This window comes from Lederbergia panacisoli, assembly GCF_024626525.1.
GTDB lineage: Bacteria > Bacillota > Bacilli > Bacillales > Bacillaceae_C > Lederbergia > Lederbergia panacisoli.
Genome location: NZ_JANJGU010000010.1, coordinates 63,780 through 79,414, shown reverse-complemented (window position 1 = coordinate 79,414; position 15,635 = coordinate 63,780). Strand labels below are relative to the sequence as shown.

Below are 15,635 nucleotides of genomic sequence, written 5' to 3'. Positions count from 1 at the left end.
CAATACTCACAGCTACAAATTCGGCAACTTCTTTTACTTTGTATTTCATAGCATCATCACTCTATAAATAATCATATATTCTCATGTAACATCAGAGTCAAAATAAGTAAGGAAATCTTTTTGATAAATGGCTAGAATAGTAAAAGAATAGACAAAGGCAAATTATGTTTTTGGGGTGGGGTTGGAATGAACCTTAATAAAGAAGAGAAAGAAATGGAACTAAAAAAGTCATTTAAAGCTCAAAAAATAGCATTGTACTGGCTACTAGCACTAATTTATGTATCGTTTATAGGGTTACAGCTTGGAAGAATCCAAGCTATTGCGGACTATAATTATAGTCTCCACGAAATATTGTATGTACCTTTTACAATAGCCATATTTGTAGTACCTGCTTTGCTTCTTATTTACATCATCCTCTTTACTAAGTATCTACGAAAAAGAGGCAGAAAAAAAACGCATTTAAAAACAATTGTTCAATCTATACTGATCATATCTTCTATCGTTATCATTATTTTTATAACAGAGTATCAATTCCAAGAAGTATCGACTAGCGGAATATTTAAAGTGGAACAAAAGCTACATGATGACGGAAAGTATTATTTGATCATCAATGATAAAAAAGTCAGAGTTTCCTATAATGAATTTCAATTAATTGAAGAAAATCAACAGTATTTAATCACTTTTATTTGGAATAAACGTAGCCCTTACAAAGGGAAACTTGAAATTATTGAGCCTTTAGATTAATTGCATAACATTATTAACTTATTTAAATAACTAGTGCGTTGATCCACGAAAGGATTAATGCTCTTCTTACATGCGTTGCTTAATAAAAAATATAATCTCGTTGGTTAAATGGGTATTAATATTAATGAAGGAAGTGCAAAATGATGAATTCTCTAAAAGATAAGGCAGTGGCGTTTTTGCAACTGGTGGCGTCTGGGGAAGTACGCGAAGCATATCGTAGGTATATTGGTCCGGATTTCCGCCATCATAATCCCTTTTTCCGTGGAGATGCTGATTCTCTGATGCTCGCTATGGAAGAGAATGCAGCCAAGAACCCTCATAAAAGTCTTGAGGTAAAACGTGTCATCGAAGAGGAAGATATCGTTGCAGTTCACTCTCTTGTGAAGCAAAAGCAAGATGACCTAGGGGGGGCTGTCGTCCACATTTTCCGCTTCCATAACAATCTCATCGTTGAACTTTGGGATGTGGGTCAGCCCATACCGGAGAATTCTCCCAATGAGAATGGTGTGTTTTGATAAATGGTTTTAAGCTAATTTACATTTACAATGATGTTAAGGATTTAGAAGGGTGTGTATGAATTGGCTTATGCAATTCTCTTATTTGCATTTGCAGGACTTGCTGAAATTGGTGGGGGTTATTTAATTTGGCTTTGGCTAAGAGAAGGTAAACCTTTTTATTGGGGTGTTTTCGGTGGAATCGCCTTGGCTTTATACGGTGTTATCGCTACATTTCAAACATTCCCATCATTCGGCAGAGTTTATGCTGCGTATGGGGGAGTGTTTATCGTTCTTTCAGTACTATGGGGATGGGGCGTTGATAAAAATACACCGGATTTATATGATTGGATAGGTGCAGGTATATGTATAATTGGTGTTACCGTCATGTTGTTTGCACCTCGGCCGTAAACAATCTTATTTATGATGTTAAACTATACTAATATTAATTAAGGATGTGCAAAAACGATGGACTTCGAAACAGTTATGCAGGAGCTTGAAGCCCTTGGCAAGGAACGAATGAAAAAAATGTACATATCGAATGGTGCACACGAGCCGCTTTTTGGTGTGGCTACAGGCGCTATGAAACCAATTGCTAAGAAAATAAAAATAAATCAACCTTTAGCTGAAGAGCTTTATGCGACAGGCAACTATGATGCCATGTACTTTGCTGGCATTATTGCGGACCCAAAAGCCATGACTGAACAGGATTATGATCGTTGGATTGATGCAGCATATTTTTATATGCTGTCAGATTATGTGGTGGCTGTAACGTTATCGGAGTCAGATATTGCACAAGACGTTGCTGATAAATGGATCGCGAGCGGCGAAGAATTGAGAATGTCAGCGGGCTGGAGTTGCTACTGCTGGCTGTTGGGGAATCGCCCCGACCATGAATTTCCTGAAAGTAAAATTTCCAATATGCTTGAAATGGTGAAAAATACGATTCACGATTCGCCTGAACGAACGAAATCAGCTATGAATAACTTTTTATACACCGTCGGGACCTCATATATGCCGCTCCATGAAAAGGCTGTCGAGACTGCAAAAGAAATAGGTATCGTAGAAGTTAAACGTGACAATAAAAAAAGCAGTTTTCTAAATGCTCTTGAAAATATACAAAAACAAATTGATAAAGGGAAGCTCGGTTTCAAACGCAAATATGTAAGATGTTAAAAATAAGCTTCGCGTCGGGAGGGTCAACCAAGAAAGATTGGATTGACACTCCTTTTTGTTAGTAGTATTTGTGTGTTTTGCACTAATGATTAATTACTTTTTCTATATTAACAAACTATCATTTGATTGAAGTGGGGGATTCAATCCAACGATTCTTTATTGACTAGGCTATCCCTGGTATTCGGATAGTAAGAAAGAGACGAATAGCTTCGTCTCTTCTATTTAGTCCTATATTAAGGCCACTTTGGTGATGGGTGCCACAGCAAAGTGGTCTTAACATAGGTTGAGATTCTTGACGTCTATATGTTTGTACCCATACATTTCCGAATGTAAATCATCCAGTTTTGACTTCCAAAACGACCTTTCCCTTTGTATGTCCACTTTCAACATGTCGGTGAGCCTCTACAATTTGATCCAAAGAAAAGCATTTTTCAAGAACAGGTTTTATCTTCTCTTCCTCCACGAGACTGCGTAAGAAATCCATATCCCTATCATTCGGTTTTGTAAGATGAACCTTTGCTTTCTTGCGACCAATCAATGAACCTATCATTAATTGAATTGGGTGATACTTTGGATAAATTGCGTGTTCTGTAATATAAACCCCTGTCTCAGTTAAAGAACCCAAACAGCTGAAAAAGGTCCGCTTACCAACCGCATCTAGAATGACATCGTACTTTTTTCCGTTATCCACGAAATCTTCTTTAGTGTAATCGAGAACATAATCTGCACCAAGTTCTTTTACCCATTGAAGATTTGAGGTACTACAAACTGCCGTTACCTCAGCCCCGAAGCATTTAGCAAGCTGAACAGCAAAGTGACCGACACCACCTGATGCACCATAGATTAAAACCCTTTGTCCTTGCTTTATTTGAGCTACATTTCGTAATGCTTGCAGTGCCGTCTGTCCCGCACATGGTATAGATGCTGCCTCCTCAAAAGTTATGTTCTTCGGCATAAGACTAAGGGAATTCTCACGAGGTGAGACATATTCTGCATGGGAACCGAAACAACTACCGAAAACATGATCGCCAATTTTAAATCTGTGCACGTTTTTACCTATCGCCTCTACCGTTCCCGACACGTCTATACCCAGTATATGATTTTTGGGTTTTGTAAACCCATTATCTAACCTTGTAGGCAAATAGCCTCTTCGGTACAGAGTATCAAATACATTGACTGACGCGTTATGCACTCTAATCAACACCCTATCTTCATCCTTAATAAGTGGTTGTTCTACATCCTGTATCTTCAGTACTTCAGGGGGACCATATGCATTATAAATAGCTGCTCTCATCTGTACACTCCTTTTAGTTAATCTCTTCATCGTGAATGGAATCATAACGTATAGAGCCCGACAATAGAAATCATTGATTTTTAAAGATTCCAAAAATTTGTTCCGGATTATTTTTAAAAATTTCTATGCAATCTTTCCTGCTAAATCGTTGTTTTCTTTTTGGCAAACAATGAAGCAAGTGCAGATTGATTGAATCCTTTAACGATGAGCCAAACTGCTAAAATCATTTCATTCGCAGCTACAGGTAATGCCAGAATAGCACCCCAAATAGAAAGTTGAGGAAATACACCGAACATTACGAACAAAGCACAAATAAAAACAAGGGTTGCCCCTGTCATACCCAAAATGGGTATAAACCTCGGTACGAGCTTGGTTTTATAAAATATATAACTGTACATCATTGTATTAATTCCTAGCATGAAATTAGGGCCAAGCAAAAATGTCCATTTATGGATTGCATGTAATACGATTCCTGATGCATGAAAAGATGAGGTTTCCGGAGACTCTAATGCAACAAATTCCTGGCTTAATGTCAAAAGGGACAGTACGCTGATTATACCAACAGTAATAATAATCGCTTCAAGAAACCTGAAACAAACATGCCATAAGGCAATAGTTTCATTATATTTTCGTAAAATCGGAAACATTATTGTTGCCGTACCAACCGCTGAAGCGACAAGAATGAGTTCCATAATTGATCCAAGTACTATTTGATTGGCATGTTCAGTACCATTAACCAAGTAATCAGGACCGTTAAGGATAGGGTCGTATAATATAAGGCCCGCAACCGCCGAAACGGCTGCAAGAATAAACAGTACCCCCACAACTTTGGCTGCTTTTTTGTTTGAATTCATTTATTTGTCCCCTTTTTAATAAATTTACAAACGATATAGCAAAACAATAATCAATTCTTACAGCTTTGAGTTGTCTCCATAAAAGAAAACCTCTTCCAGTGGTAAGTTAAAGGCATGAGCAATGCGAAAAGCCAATTCTAGAGATGGGGAGTAGTTTCCCTTTTCAAGAGCCACGATTGTCTGTCTTGTAACGCCTACCTTGTCTGCCAATTGCTGCTGTGTCATTTCATCATGATTGAATCGTAATTTTCGGATGTGATTGCCGACAAGATTTTTTTTACCCATCTTAAACTCCTTTCCGATAATGATAAAGTCTCGTAGTAGTTCCGGTCACATCGGAAAGGAATCCAGAAGTGATCAGGATAATAAACATTACTTGTAAAGGCTGATAGATGATCAGCGACCCCATTGCAAGGAGAAAGCCGGCGATAAACACAAAAAAGGAATTCCGGAACGCTTTCAAATCAATTAATTTATCCAGTTCATCCGCAAAATTTGGTTCCTTTTCTCTGGTTGTAATTCTAAAGACGATGTTAAATATAATGCTGATAATTATGTGTGCAACTATTGAAACTAAAGTCAAGATGAGGACAAAGAAACCCCAATAGCGAAAGGACTCAGCCGACCCCATCATCTCCCCGCCGGGATACTGCTGGTACATGTACAAACAATAAATTCCAAAAATGAGAATCGTACTGATCAACGATAAGATACTTTTCTTTTCCTGATAGGTCATTATTAACCTCCTTGTTTAGTTAACTTTACACTATGTTAATTTTATTAAACATAATGTAATATAAACTATACACAGTGTCAAGTTTATGTTACAAAAAAATGACCACATATTGCTAATTTAACAATATGCTGATCTCCCTATGACCCATCTTATTTAGAGATATCATGTTTCCCTTTTCAAATCATAAAATTTATTCAAAGAATCTAACATTTTTTAATTAGAGGTTCACATGCAGTTTTGATAAAACTCTTTAACGTTTTCAAACTTCTTATTGCTTTGGTGTTGTTGAAACCTTCTGAATTAATGGTACGTATTATGGGTAACGAAGCGAGGTGAATGGTATGGAGGAAGTGTACTTTTCGGGTTTTAACAATGCAATGTTTGATATTGTTCCAACTTTTATAGGCATTATTTTTTTCGTTATTATTACTATGATTATCATTTCGATTGTTAAAGGAATAAGTCAGTGGCAAAAAAATGAGCAATCACCACGATTGTCGGTCCCAGCCCTTGTAAAGACTAAAAGGGCAAAAGTAAGTAGACATAACCATATGAATGGGAATGATTTCCACCCCCATCATACGAATACATCTTATTTTGTTACGTTTGAATTTGAAAGTGGCGATCGTTCTGAGTTAAAAGTGTCGGGAAAGGAATACGGCCTGCTTGCAGAAGGAGATATTGGCATTCTTACCTTTCAAGGGACACGTTATCTTGGATTTGAGAGGAATCTAAACTAAGTAAAATACATGAGGATATTATTGATATTGTTGATGAACTGCTCATGAAAATAGTTATCGCTCTTTTTTGTTAGTTGTTCCTTCCAGCATTACCTAATCATTTTTAATTGAAGGAACCTTCATAGGTTGTTATTATGAAAAGCGGAATCTCACAGAATATACAACATAGAATAAGGAGCTTATTCCATCATGACAGAGAAAGAAAAGGCACAAGCAGGATTGCTTTATAATAATAATCACGATCGGTAGCTCATAAAAGAAAGAACCGAGTGTAAAAAGATTTGTAGAAAATATAATCTTTTAGAAATTGATGACTTTGAGGGTAGGGAAGCTACCATTAAACAGCTGTTTTCTAAGATTGGAAAAGACTTTGTTATTGAACAGCCGTTTTATTGTGACTATGGATACAATATTGAAATAGGCGATCATTTTTATTCCAATCATAATTTGATTATTCTTGATGAGGCTAAAGTAACGATAGGTGATTATGTGTTTATTGGACCGGATTGCGGAATATATACTGCAGGACATCCATTAGATGTTGAAGATAGAAATGAAGGGCTTGAATATGCTTATCCCATTACAATTGGTCACAATGTTTGGGTTGGTGGCGGTGTAAAGATTATGCCAGGCGTGACAATAGGAGACAATACCGTAATTGCTTCAGGAAGTATCGTGACAAAAAACATACCTAGTAATGTACTAGCAGCAGGTGTTCCTTGTAAAGTAATCAGAGAAATAACGGAAGCAGATAAAGATAAGTACAAATAAATGATGGAACTCGTTACTACTCGGGAATTATAGTACCATTTTCAATTATAGGGCGCATATCCGCAATAAGGAGTGCGTCCTTTTTAATGTTGAAGGAGGATATTCTTTTTATTTCCTCGAATTAATGATTAACCAAAATTAAAGAGGTGATAGGAATAGATAAAAAGATAAATGTCTTTTTTGACAACCAAACTGTAAAATCTATTGCCAACAAGCTTCGTAATGCCGGTTGTATTTATGCAGAGGATGAGACTCAGTTACTTATTTTAGAGGCACAATCTTTAGAGGACCTCTTAAAAAAGGTGCAAATGCGACTAGCTGGCTTACCACTTGAATATATCATTGGATGGGCACACTTCTGTGATCTCCGGATCGTAGTGGAACAGGAAGTTTTTGTTCCCAGGCAACGTACCGAATTTCTTGTTCATCAGGCAAAAACCCTGGCTTGTTCCGGTGATATAGTCGTTGACCTTTGTTGTGGTTCAGGGGCTATCGGTGCTGCTCTTGCGGCTGATTTAGGAGACATTTTTTTATATTGCTCTGACATTGACCCCATCGCAGTACAATGTGCAAGACGAAACATTACTAAATTTGGCGGACATGTTTTTGAAGGTGACTTGTATAAGGCTTTACCACAATCCATTAAAGGGCATATTAATATTTTAGTGGCCAACGTACCTTATGTTCCTACTGAATCAATAGAACTACTTCCCTCAGAGGCACGTCTATATGAACCAAATGTGGCTTTAGACGGCGGAGATGACGGGCTAAATATATTACGAAGAGTTGTAGATGAAGCCTCGTATTGGCTCTCTCCGGGAGGACACCTATTGATAGAGACGAGCGAAATGCAGGCACCAAAAACTTTTGAGATCTTTGCTAATGCTGGGTTGTCCACTAAAGTAGTTCGAGACGTAGAACTGGATGCTACTGTAGTTATTGGGGTCAATCCGGCATTTAATTAAAGTGTTCGAGAGCTAAATAGTAGAGGCTCTTTTTTTATTGAACGACAGGTTTGTTGAATAACCGCATAATAGTTTTTGTAAATAATGGCTAAATTGGAAGGCCTATCTTGTATAATAAAGCAAAAAAAGCTGAATCCAGAGGAGAACTATATGACTGAAGTAAGTAAGTGGAAAGCACTTTTAACACCGATTATCCCTGATATTTATTCAAGGAATGATATTTTAATTGGTATAGCAATCACTAGCTTTGCAATGATGGGTATATTTGCAACAAGTATAATATTTGGATTAGTAGAGATCAAAAATATTAGCTTTCAACTAAACACCTTTGCTTACTATACAGGACTCACATTACTATCATCAGGGTATGAAGAATTAGTATTTAGGTGTATCTTATTAACTATTCTCCTAAAGGTATTTAAAAAACCATGGCTCGCAATCCTTATTACTTCCATTTACTTTGGCTATGTGCATTTTGATAATGACCATGCCACCCTATTATCTGCTTTTAGCAATGGCTTGGGCGGGGCTATGTATGGACTAGCTTTTATCTTTACACGTAAAATTTGGCTTCCTTGGGCATTACATTTCGCTTGGAATTATGTACAAGCACCCATTTTAGGTTTTCCTCTTAGTGGTTTTAAAGTAGAAGGAATTTTAAGGTTAAACCTTTTAGATCAGTCTTGGCTTTCTGGTGGATTATATGGTCCAGAAGGTGGAATTGTAGGGATTGCCTTTCGCTTCCTCGTTATCATACTTATTGTCATATGGATTAGAAAGTCGCGTGGTGGTTTAAAATACAACTTCATTCCGCCATATAATACACAAGCCGCTAATCACTAAATTCCTAGAGAGAGCACTATTTCATTAGGGTGTTAATCCAAGATTAACGCTTTTTTTATTGTACCAATGTCGCAGATTGATTGTTCAAGATTCAAGTTACAAGACTTCCTATACTTCCTCTATAGAATTTGAAAATTTCTTCTGAATTTCTGTTAAAAACATCTCAGCAGCAGCAGAAAAAAAGAGGAATTTCCACTCGCATCGGTCCCTTACATAACTATATGAATAGGGGGATTTTCACACCCATCATACGAGTACTTCTTATTTCGTCACCTTTATATTTGAAAGCGTCGATCGAACAAAATACAAAGTGTCTGGAAAGGAATATCTTCCGCCGTTTGTTTTCATCCCTCGGTACACTATATAAAGCCTACTATTTTCTTATTAATTAAAAGTAAAAAAAATGACTTTGTTAGGATTATTTACATTATAAAACAAAGAAAGCTAGTCAATTGTTTAGACCAGATTCCTTTTCAAACATATGTTATTTAAGAATGGATTTTTATTCATAGGTAGAGAACATGCAAAAGTTTGTAACCTTTTTCCTATTCCATTTTCATCACAAACAATACTTATCTATTATCCTAGACTAAAACGAAAAGGGGTGATTTTATTGTTTTTTAGGATAAGTAAACATTACCAACACAAACTATTATCCGAGAATCAATTAACCGCCAATTATATTCCTGAAACAAAGATTTATAGTGTTGAAAATTTTAAAGAATTTTTAGAGCGCTATGAATTTGTTTATATCAAACATGAAAGAGGTGGCCAAGGGAAGGGAATATTCAAAGCCTATAAAGAGGATAATGGGAATTATCGTATTAATGGCTTTACGCTAAAGGGGGAGCCATTAAATATTTCTATCACTTTAATTGATGACTTTTCGCTTGAAAATTACTCAACTGGATTCGGTTTAAATGGCGCCTTTATTATTCAGGAAGGAATCAATAGCATTACCTTAAACGGAGACCCGCTTATAATTCGTACCCATATCCAAAAGTTAAAAGGAAGCTGGATTGTGAGTGGTATGTTTGCAAATATTTCTACAGATGAAACATTTGAAAGTGGTATCGTCAATATAAATCAAGGAGCCCATGCTTTGGGGATTTCTGAATTATTATCAAAACATCTTGGGATGAACGCCAAAGAAAAAAATGCTTTTATTCGTACCATTAAAAAAATCTCTATTATGGCAGCTGAATTGGTATATCTTGAATTTCCTTGTTTGGAATATGGCATTGATTTTGGAATAAAATCAAATGAAGTTCCCGTTATATTTGAGGTAAACACCTTCCCTGGAATTCGAAACTTTGCAACGATTGGAGATAAAGAAACGCTAAAGAAAATCTATAGAATCAGGAAATTACAAAAAGAAGAAGAAAATAATAAAATAAGACGCCCCTGAGACCTAGTATGGGCTTGAAATAAACTGATAGTCCAATCACTCATTCTTCTTTAAGTGTTATACAGGAAAATAAAATGGAGTTTTTATTAAAAATTGAAGTATGATTATCGAATTTATGTTGTAACCACCTATCAACCTTGAGATAGGTGGTTATTTGTGTTTAAAACGAAAGGATTTTTATCGTTATATCTCGAATATTATATCAACAACTTTTTAAGGAGAACTATTATGTATACAATTAATGAACTGATTCACGATTTAGAGTCTTTCAATATTTGGGTCGCATCATTAAATAAAATAGAGGATCGTTTGTTCTTTATGCCGATTGCAGAAGGCAAATGGTCCATCGCGGAAATTATCAGTCATATTACATTCTGGGATCAGTATATTTTGGAGGAAATGCTGCCCTTAATGAAGCCTAATGCTGACATTCAAAGTATTGAGTTCGAACCGCTCAACCAAAAAGCCGCAAAATATGCTTTATCTGGCGTATCATCTCAGGACTTAATTAATCGTCAACTTGAAATGAGAACTAAGGTCGTTTCCGCATTAAAGGAAAAAACAGAAGAAGATTTTTTTGCAGCATTCACGTTAAATGGTGAAAAAACTGATGAATATTCCGGTGAGCCTCATTCCATGTTCAATTATTTAGCAAGTTTTGTTTGGCATGATAACCACCACAAAAAACAAATTGAAGAATTTTTAGATTAAGCAAATGAAATCATTTATTCAATTTCAGGAGGGCGTCAGCAAAGCTCTAGCCTAGATACAACCTCTACATCTTGAAAGTCAATTCCCATTTGGACAGCTGTCTGTGCTACTTCTGGACGAATTCCGGAAAGAATTGATTTTACCCCAAGGAGATCCAATGACTTTATTAATTGAAAAATTTGATGTGCCACCATTGTATCCATAATTAAAACACCCGACAAATCAATATAGAGTAATTCAATTCTCTTTTTTGCAACGCTTTGCAGTGTATTTTCAAGGATCATTTTGGAACGTACCTCATCAATATCTCCTATAAGCGGAAGCAAAGCTTTCTCGTTCCCTACTTGAATAACTGGAGTACTTAGTTCCTTAATTGTTTCCTGCTGTGCCTCCAGCCTTGCCATTGAAAATTTATTATTTTCTTCTACAAACCAGCTCACAATTTTTTCAAATGTAAAAATAATTCTTCGGCGCCACTTATTTATTTTATCAATGGAATATTCTTTGTCTTTAAGAGAAATAAACTCCTCAAATAAGTCCAAATATTGTTCTTGTGTTCTAAAAAACTCACGTAAAATATAGTGAACAGGTGTTGTTAAATGTTGCTCATCTGAAGCGATTGCCACTATCCACTTTTCAAAGTCAGTATAAAAAGGCTGTTCTTCTCTAATGAAAACATCGCAAAATTGAAGATGAAATTCATAATTTTGTTCTTTAACATCTTTTATTACATTTGGATCTTGGGATGAATAAATACCTGTCGGGTCACTTTTGTCTAATAACTTGTACCATGTTTCCGTAAGCTCCCATGTCTTTTCTTTGAAAAAATGGAATAATTCGTGAGCTAATTCTTTGTCATGTTCTATTTTCGCATCCATTAAACTAATCCACTTCCTTAGTCTTTTATCTATTTCAAAATCCTTCCGAAAACACATGTCCCTTTTTTTAACTATACTGAAAATTAAGCTTTATGTCATATTTTAACAGAGCATATCCGAAAGTTATAGATACTTAGGATTTATTTATACAAAAATAAATTCCAATCTAGTTCTTTAATCAAATTCTTAAAGAAAGGCAGAACCATGTTCCGATACAGGTATTCCATTGAAGCGTGCATCTTTAATAGTAGACAAAAAACAAGAACCGCCCTACTATCTATCAGTAAGGACGGTTTACATTTCGTTAGTGCTTTAATATTTTTTCGCTTTTTTCATAGTCTTTTATGATGATTTAACCTGATCGATTAAGGAATCCAATAATAAGACATCCGAAACTAATTATTCCTGAAATTAACCGGACAATATGCCACTTCCACCAGTCAGCTCTTAGCTCCATCCAATTTGATGGAGGTTTATCCGCTACCCAAGTCATGACTTTTGCATTAATAGGTTGATTCAGAAATCGTGTAACAATACCGGATATGATTAGAAAAATTGCTGTCGCAATCAACAGCACCATCAATTTCTTATCTCCCCGGGCAAGTATGGCGGAAATGATTGTAAGTAAGATAGCAATGAGTGCCAATACAGGCAATTTAACATTTAACTGATTTATTAGCTGTTGTTGATGGACCACGTAATCATTGTAGGATAATTTATTCGGGTTAAAACCATACCAAACTGCAAACATAGAGCCCACTACAAGGGCAACCAAAAACACGTTGATTGAAAAGATAATGGTTTTGACCATGTGATCACCTCCTTCAATAACGTTAAATCCTCCTATGCACACTTATACTCGAATCCACGCGGGTCATTATTTTCATATATTAAAAAGAGTCTAGGCTAGGCGTGACCGCCTAACAACCATAGACTTTTCCTTGTTTATTAATATGTAGGCATTTTATTCGATATGCAGGTTTACATAAATTTTAATGGGTATTTGACCAAGAAACTCACTACAAGGTAGGAAATGCAGGGAAAACCAATGTCTAGGCATTCAATGTGTGGCCAACAACCCACTATTTTGGTGCCTTTGGCATATGATTAAATCGAACAAAACTTAAAAATTTCCCACGCCATTAAACATTTTTTCGCCCTATCAAAACTTCCAAATCAATGCTGATCTCTGGAAGGCGAACCTCCTCGCCTGCATTGAGTTTATTCCAAGTTAAAGGCGTCATCTGCAATAAAGGCTGGAAAAGATATTCGTCGAGAGGAACTTTGTAAGATAGCTCATATGTTTCTACTTGTTGGAAGTTCTCTTTAAACCGTTCAACCGTTTGCTCATTGGAATATGTATTTTTATAAAAAAGGTTTCTAATTTCTTTTAAATAACCGCTTTTGGGAACTACCTTTATTAACAGTCCATCATCTTTCAGAAGCCGATTGAATTCTGAGTAGTTTGCCGGTGATAAAATATTTAAGACAACATCAAAGGATTCTTCTTTAAAAGGACTGCTCGCAAGATCTCCTACGCACCAAATCATATCGTCATAATATTTTGCTGCAGACAATATTCCTTCCTTTGCAATATCAATTCCAACGCCAACAGCTCCTTTTGAAATTCTAAGAATATGTGATAAATGCGAGCCTTCTCCACAACCTGTATCCAGTACTTTCGGGGCCTTTTCCTCACCAATGATTTCGCTAATCTTTGAGTGAAGCGGCTCATATAACCCGCTGTCAATGACTATTTTCCGCGCTTCAAATAATTCCTTATCATATTCTGAACGAACAGGACGGGTTAGGAAATTGACATAGCCCTGTTTTGCGATATCAAATGTATGATTTTGAATGCAAACTATACTTTTATTTTCTACTATTTTCATCGCACTAGCACAAACGGGGCATTGAAAAATAGATGCAAACTGTTGCATATACATCGCACTTTTTTCTTTTTTCTTCAATCTGTACACCTCTACTTGAAGTTCAATTTACTATCATCATGCTACGGGATGCCTTTCTAGCAACGGCACATCATGAGGTGATTTCCATCAGGATCCTTAAAATTAAAATAATGACCATGCTGAATCTCTGTTAATATCTCCACATTTTTACTTTTTACATAATTAAATGCTTCCTCGATATTGTTTGTTACGAATTGAATAATTGGGGACTTGATAATCAGATCTGGCGAATATATTTTACTATCGAGTACAATATCCGGTCCTTCCATCGGTAACACATATAAATGTCCAAATGGGATTTCCCCATCATTTGGCACACCCAATAAGTCGCAATACCAATCACGAGCCTTCTCAATATTGCTTACTGGGATAAAAACACCGCCAAGTTTGTTTAATACGGGACTTTGCATAGTCAACACTCCTCATTTTTATATGGCTGTTACTTTTTAACGAAGATACAAATTTCCTTCTATTTTAGTAATTCTTCTTTGTATGGTTCTATGTAACTACGATACTCGTTAAGAAGTCCATTCGGCAATTGATTCCGCTTTATTCACTTCAATTACATAATCCAGTTCGACCACCTCTATAATTGAAATTGTTCTTTTATTATTGTTGCAACTTCTTCAGCACTTTTCTCTGTATTATTGATTCTCAAATAATGTTCCCGCTCGATTTCTCCTTCAAATGAATTCAATCGATATCTCTCCATCGAATGAAGCAAATCACGTTCCGACCACTCAATATTTCGTTTCGTAGGCTTCTGTTCTAGTCTATGAGGGCTTTTATTCCGTTCCAATCGTTCTTCCACATCTGCCTCAAGTTCAACAAAATATACTGTAGCACCCTTGGACTCAAAAATTTGACAGATTTTATTGAGGTAATCCAAATCTGCCTTTATGTCAAACGCGCATACATATGTAAAAATTAATCCCGGCAAATCACTATTGGCGACTTCCTTAAAAATCTCCTCACGAAAAAGCTTCACTAATCTTTTCCCAGCTTTCGTCCCATAACTGAAAAATGGCGTCACCATTTCAATCGTCATATGGTTGTGAAAAAGTTTCAGGTCTGTTATTTTCTCCAATTCTTGCCCCACCGTCATCTTTCCAACGGCCTGAGGTCCAACAATTAATACAAACTTCATAAATGCCCCTCACTTTTATAAGATTTTCTAGTTATTAATCCGAATAGGTGTATAGTTGATTCTATCTTGAACGGGTTTCTATTTTAAATGAACCACATTGGAGCTTCTACCAGGGGTCGGATGGTTCTATTAGACGATTGATCGGGTCTAATAGACGTTCCGATCATTCTATTAGCTGTCACCACTTTCTATTAGCCGTGCGACAAGTCAATTAGCCGTAAAGAATTTAACCCAATCTTGAATCGACACCGCAAATTATTAAATACTTGCTCCATCGATATGCGAAGCTATGCGTTCAGCTACACTTTTAAAATAAGTATCCTGATGCGGGACAAAGGCATCCTTACTTATCCACCGACGAATAGGGTCAGTACCTAAAAATCCTTCCACAAAAATTCCCTCTATTTCCCCATAACAGAACTGATAAAAGTCTTGGAAATTCGCTTTTACGATTCCAGAAACCTCTTCTACCTGCAAGTCAGTGGTTAAAGGTTGTTCGGATTTATACAAAAAATTGTGACCGAATTCACGATCAATGAAATTGTCCATTTTAATCGTATCTCTAATGATACTTAGAGGGATTAATTCATTCATCGCCACATCAATCCCTAATTCTTCCTTGACCTCCCTGACCCCATCTTCTACGGTTTCATGCGAGAGAATATGACCAGCTGCCGTGATATCTAAAAGACTTGGAAAGTCAGCTTTCTCATCGCTGCGAATTTGGAAATAAATATAATTGGCTCCATTCTCGTGCTCGACTATCCAGCAGTGAAAAGTTTCATGCCAGTATCCTTTTCGATGCACTTCTTTACGGCTTTCTTTCCCTATTAAGTTTCTATGTTCATCATATATGTTAAGAATTTCATTTTCCATGACTTGCAGTCTCCTATTATATCGTTAT

The 15,635-nt window shown here is 36.2% G+C and carries 20 protein-coding genes and 1 pseudogene; 11 read left to right on the top strand and 10 right to left on the bottom strand.

The features are described 5' to 3' along the window. The first annotated feature begins 186 nt into the window (after nt 1-186). The 4 genes from NQ185_RS13920 to NQ185_RS13905 all read left to right on the top strand — a co-directional run bounded on the left by NQ185_RS13920 (nt 187) and on the right by NQ185_RS13905 (nt 2,414). On the top strand, nt 187-744 hold the full coding sequence (locus NQ185_RS13920; RefSeq protein ID WP_257582526.1) for a hypothetical protein: 558 nt from the start codon (nt 187-189) through the stop codon (nt 742-744). A 140-nt stretch (nt 745-884) separates the two neighbouring features. Continuing rightward, entirely contained in the window at nt 885-1,259 is a 375-nt protein-coding gene (locus NQ185_RS13915) for a nuclear transport factor 2 family protein (protein ID WP_257582525.1), read from the top strand. 63 nt (nt 1,260-1,322) lie between these two features. Further along, nucleotides 1,323-1,649, top strand: coding sequence for a YnfA family protein (locus tag NQ185_RS13910; protein ID WP_257582524.1), 327 nt, complete (start codon nt 1,323-1,325; stop codon nt 1,647-1,649). Between the two features lie 57 nt (nt 1,650-1,706). Continuing rightward, nucleotides 1,707-2,414 carry a DNA alkylation repair protein gene (locus NQ185_RS13905; RefSeq protein WP_257582523.1) on the top strand — a complete coding sequence of 236 codons (708 nt, stop codon included), beginning with the start codon at nt 1,707-1,709 and terminating at the stop codon, nt 2,412-2,414. 334 nt (nt 2,415-2,748) lie between these two features. On the opposite strand, the gene NQ185_RS13900 is transcribed toward NQ185_RS13905, so the two are convergent. The 4 genes from NQ185_RS13900 to NQ185_RS13885 form a co-directional block, all read right to left on the bottom strand. Then, a complete protein-coding gene (locus tag NQ185_RS13900; RefSeq protein ID WP_257582522.1) occupies nt 2,749-3,708 on the bottom strand; it encodes an NAD(P)-dependent alcohol dehydrogenase in 960 nt (319 codons plus the stop codon). A gap of 140 nt (nt 3,709-3,848) precedes the next feature. Beyond that, nucleotides 3,849-4,562, bottom strand: a complete 714-nt coding sequence (locus NQ185_RS13895; protein WP_257582521.1) for a DUF4386 domain-containing protein — start codon at nt 4,560-4,562, stop codon at nt 3,849-3,851. A gap of 57 nt (nt 4,563-4,619) precedes the next feature. Then, entirely contained in the window at nt 4,620-4,847 is a 228-nt protein-coding gene (locus tag NQ185_RS13890; RefSeq protein WP_257582520.1) for a helix-turn-helix transcriptional regulator, read from the bottom strand. A gap of 1 nt (nt 4,848) precedes the next feature. Beyond that, nucleotides 4,849-5,298 (bottom strand): hypothetical protein, encoded by a 450-nt coding sequence (locus NQ185_RS13885; RefSeq protein ID WP_257582519.1) that lies wholly within the window; start codon nt 5,296-5,298, stop codon nt 4,849-4,851. A gap of 341 nt (nt 5,299-5,639) precedes the next feature. On the opposite strand from NQ185_RS13885, the gene NQ185_RS13880 reads away from it, so the two are divergent. From NQ185_RS13880 to NQ185_RS13855, 7 genes and pseudogenes are all read left to right on the top strand, one after another. Next, on the top strand, nt 5,640-6,038 hold the full coding sequence (locus tag NQ185_RS13880) for a DUF2500 domain-containing protein (RefSeq protein ID WP_257582518.1): 399 nt from the start codon (nt 5,640-5,642) through the stop codon (nt 6,036-6,038). A gap of 252 nt (nt 6,039-6,290) precedes the next feature. Next, nucleotides 6,291-6,389 (top strand): annotated as a pseudogene (locus NQ185_RS20195) (maltose acetyltransferase domain-containing protein); the annotation flags it as partial. A gap of 138 nt (nt 6,390-6,527) precedes the next feature. Then, nucleotides 6,528-6,809 carry a DapH/DapD/GlmU-related protein gene (locus NQ185_RS20190; RefSeq protein WP_308784544.1) on the top strand — a complete coding sequence of 94 codons (282 nt, stop codon included), beginning with the start codon at nt 6,528-6,530 and terminating at the stop codon, nt 6,807-6,809. Nucleotides 6,810-6,964: 155 nt separating this feature from the next. After that, on the top strand, nt 6,965-7,774 hold the full coding sequence (locus NQ185_RS13870; RefSeq protein ID WP_257582599.1) for a putative protein N(5)-glutamine methyltransferase: 810 nt from the start codon (nt 6,965-6,967) through the stop codon (nt 7,772-7,774). A gap of 150 nt (nt 7,775-7,924) precedes the next feature. Beyond that, nucleotides 7,925-8,617, top strand: coding sequence for a CPBP family intramembrane glutamic endopeptidase (locus NQ185_RS13865; protein ID WP_257582517.1), 693 nt, complete (start codon nt 7,925-7,927; stop codon nt 8,615-8,617). Between the two features lie 613 nt (nt 8,618-9,230). Then, complete coding sequence (locus NQ185_RS13860) at nt 9,231-10,025, top strand: YheC/YheD family protein (RefSeq protein WP_257582516.1); 795 nt, start codon at nt 9,231-9,233, stop codon at nt 10,023-10,025. A 228-nt stretch (nt 10,026-10,253) separates the two neighbouring features. After that, nucleotides 10,254-10,736: a DinB family protein gene (locus NQ185_RS13855; RefSeq protein WP_257582515.1), complete on the top strand. Its 483-nt coding sequence runs from the start codon at nt 10,254-10,256 to the stop codon at nt 10,734-10,736. A 35-nt stretch (nt 10,737-10,771) separates the two neighbouring features. Here the strand turns inward: NQ185_RS13855 and NQ185_RS13850 are convergent, their stop codons facing one another. The 6 genes from NQ185_RS13850 to NQ185_RS13825 form a co-directional block, all read right to left on the bottom strand. Further along, nucleotides 10,772-11,614, bottom strand: a complete 843-nt coding sequence (locus NQ185_RS13850; protein WP_257582514.1) for an STAS domain-containing protein — start codon at nt 11,612-11,614, stop codon at nt 10,772-10,774. Between the two features lie 352 nt (nt 11,615-11,966). Then, nucleotides 11,967-12,425, bottom strand: a complete 459-nt coding sequence (locus NQ185_RS13845) for an anthrone oxygenase family protein (protein WP_257582513.1) — start codon at nt 12,423-12,425, stop codon at nt 11,967-11,969. Nucleotides 12,426-12,756: 331 nt separating this feature from the next. Beyond that, nucleotides 12,757-13,584 (bottom strand): putative RNA methyltransferase, encoded by an 828-nt coding sequence (locus NQ185_RS13840; protein ID WP_373370807.1) that lies wholly within the window; start codon nt 13,582-13,584, stop codon nt 12,757-12,759. Between the two features lie 56 nt (nt 13,585-13,640). Then, entirely contained in the window at nt 13,641-13,994 is a 354-nt protein-coding gene (locus tag NQ185_RS13835; protein WP_257582512.1) for a VOC family protein, read from the bottom strand. A 176-nt stretch (nt 13,995-14,170) separates the two neighbouring features. Beyond that, nucleotides 14,171-14,731 carry a DEAD/DEAH box helicase family protein gene (locus tag NQ185_RS13830; protein WP_257582511.1) on the bottom strand — a complete coding sequence of 187 codons (561 nt, stop codon included), beginning with the start codon at nt 14,729-14,731 and terminating at the stop codon, nt 14,171-14,173. Nucleotides 14,732-14,989: 258 nt separating this feature from the next. Beyond that, entirely contained in the window at nt 14,990-15,607 is a 618-nt protein-coding gene (locus NQ185_RS13825) for an NUDIX hydrolase (RefSeq protein ID WP_257582510.1), read from the bottom strand. Nucleotides 15,608-15,635 lie beyond the last annotated feature (28 nt).

What these genes read in the sequence shown, in the direction of transcription:
- NQ185_RS13920 (WP_257582526.1), top strand. Translation starts at nt 187, where the DNA reads ATGAACCTTAATAAAGAAGAGAAAGAAATGGAACTAAAAAAGTCATTT.
- NQ185_RS13915 (WP_257582525.1), top strand. Translation starts at nt 885, where the DNA reads ATGATGAATTCTCTAAAAGATAAGGCAGTGGCGTTTTTGCAACTGGTG.
- NQ185_RS13905 (WP_257582523.1), top strand. Translation starts at nt 1,707, where the DNA reads ATGGACTTCGAAACAGTTATGCAGGAGCTTGAAGCCCTTGGCAAGGAA.
- NQ185_RS13900 (WP_257582522.1), bottom strand. Translation starts at nt 3,708, where the DNA reads ATGAGAGCAGCTATTTATAATGCATATGGTCCCCCTGAAGTACTGAAG.
- NQ185_RS13895 (WP_257582521.1), bottom strand. Translation starts at nt 4,562, where the DNA reads ATGAATTCAAACAAAAAAGCAGCCAAAGTTGTGGGGGTACTGTTTATT.
- NQ185_RS13890 (WP_257582520.1), bottom strand. Translation starts at nt 4,847, where the DNA reads ATGGGTAAAAAAAATCTTGTCGGCAATCACATCCGAAAATTACGATTC.
- NQ185_RS13885 (WP_257582519.1), bottom strand. Translation starts at nt 5,298, where the DNA reads ATGACCTATCAGGAAAAGAAAAGTATCTTATCGTTGATCAGTACGATT.
- NQ185_RS13880 (WP_257582518.1), top strand. Translation starts at nt 5,640, where the DNA reads ATGGAGGAAGTGTACTTTTCGGGTTTTAACAATGCAATGTTTGATATT.
- NQ185_RS13865 (WP_257582517.1), top strand. Translation starts at nt 7,925, where the DNA reads ATGACTGAAGTAAGTAAGTGGAAAGCACTTTTAACACCGATTATCCCT.
- NQ185_RS13855 (WP_257582515.1), top strand. Translation starts at nt 10,254, where the DNA reads ATGTATACAATTAATGAACTGATTCACGATTTAGAGTCTTTCAATATT.
- NQ185_RS13850 (WP_257582514.1), bottom strand. Translation starts at nt 11,614, where the DNA reads ATGGATGCGAAAATAGAACATGACAAAGAATTAGCTCACGAATTATTC.
- NQ185_RS13845 (WP_257582513.1), bottom strand. Translation starts at nt 12,425, where the DNA reads ATGGTCAAAACCATTATCTTTTCAATCAACGTGTTTTTGGTTGCCCTT.
- NQ185_RS13835 (WP_257582512.1), bottom strand. Translation starts at nt 13,994, where the DNA reads ATGCAAAGTCCCGTATTAAACAAACTTGGCGGTGTTTTTATCCCAGTA.
- NQ185_RS13830 (WP_257582511.1), bottom strand. Translation starts at nt 14,731, where the DNA reads ATGAAGTTTGTATTAATTGTTGGACCTCAGGCCGTTGGAAAGATGACG.
- NQ185_RS13825 (WP_257582510.1), bottom strand. Translation starts at nt 15,607, where the DNA reads ATGGAAAATGAAATTCTTAACATATATGATGAACATAGAAACTTAATA.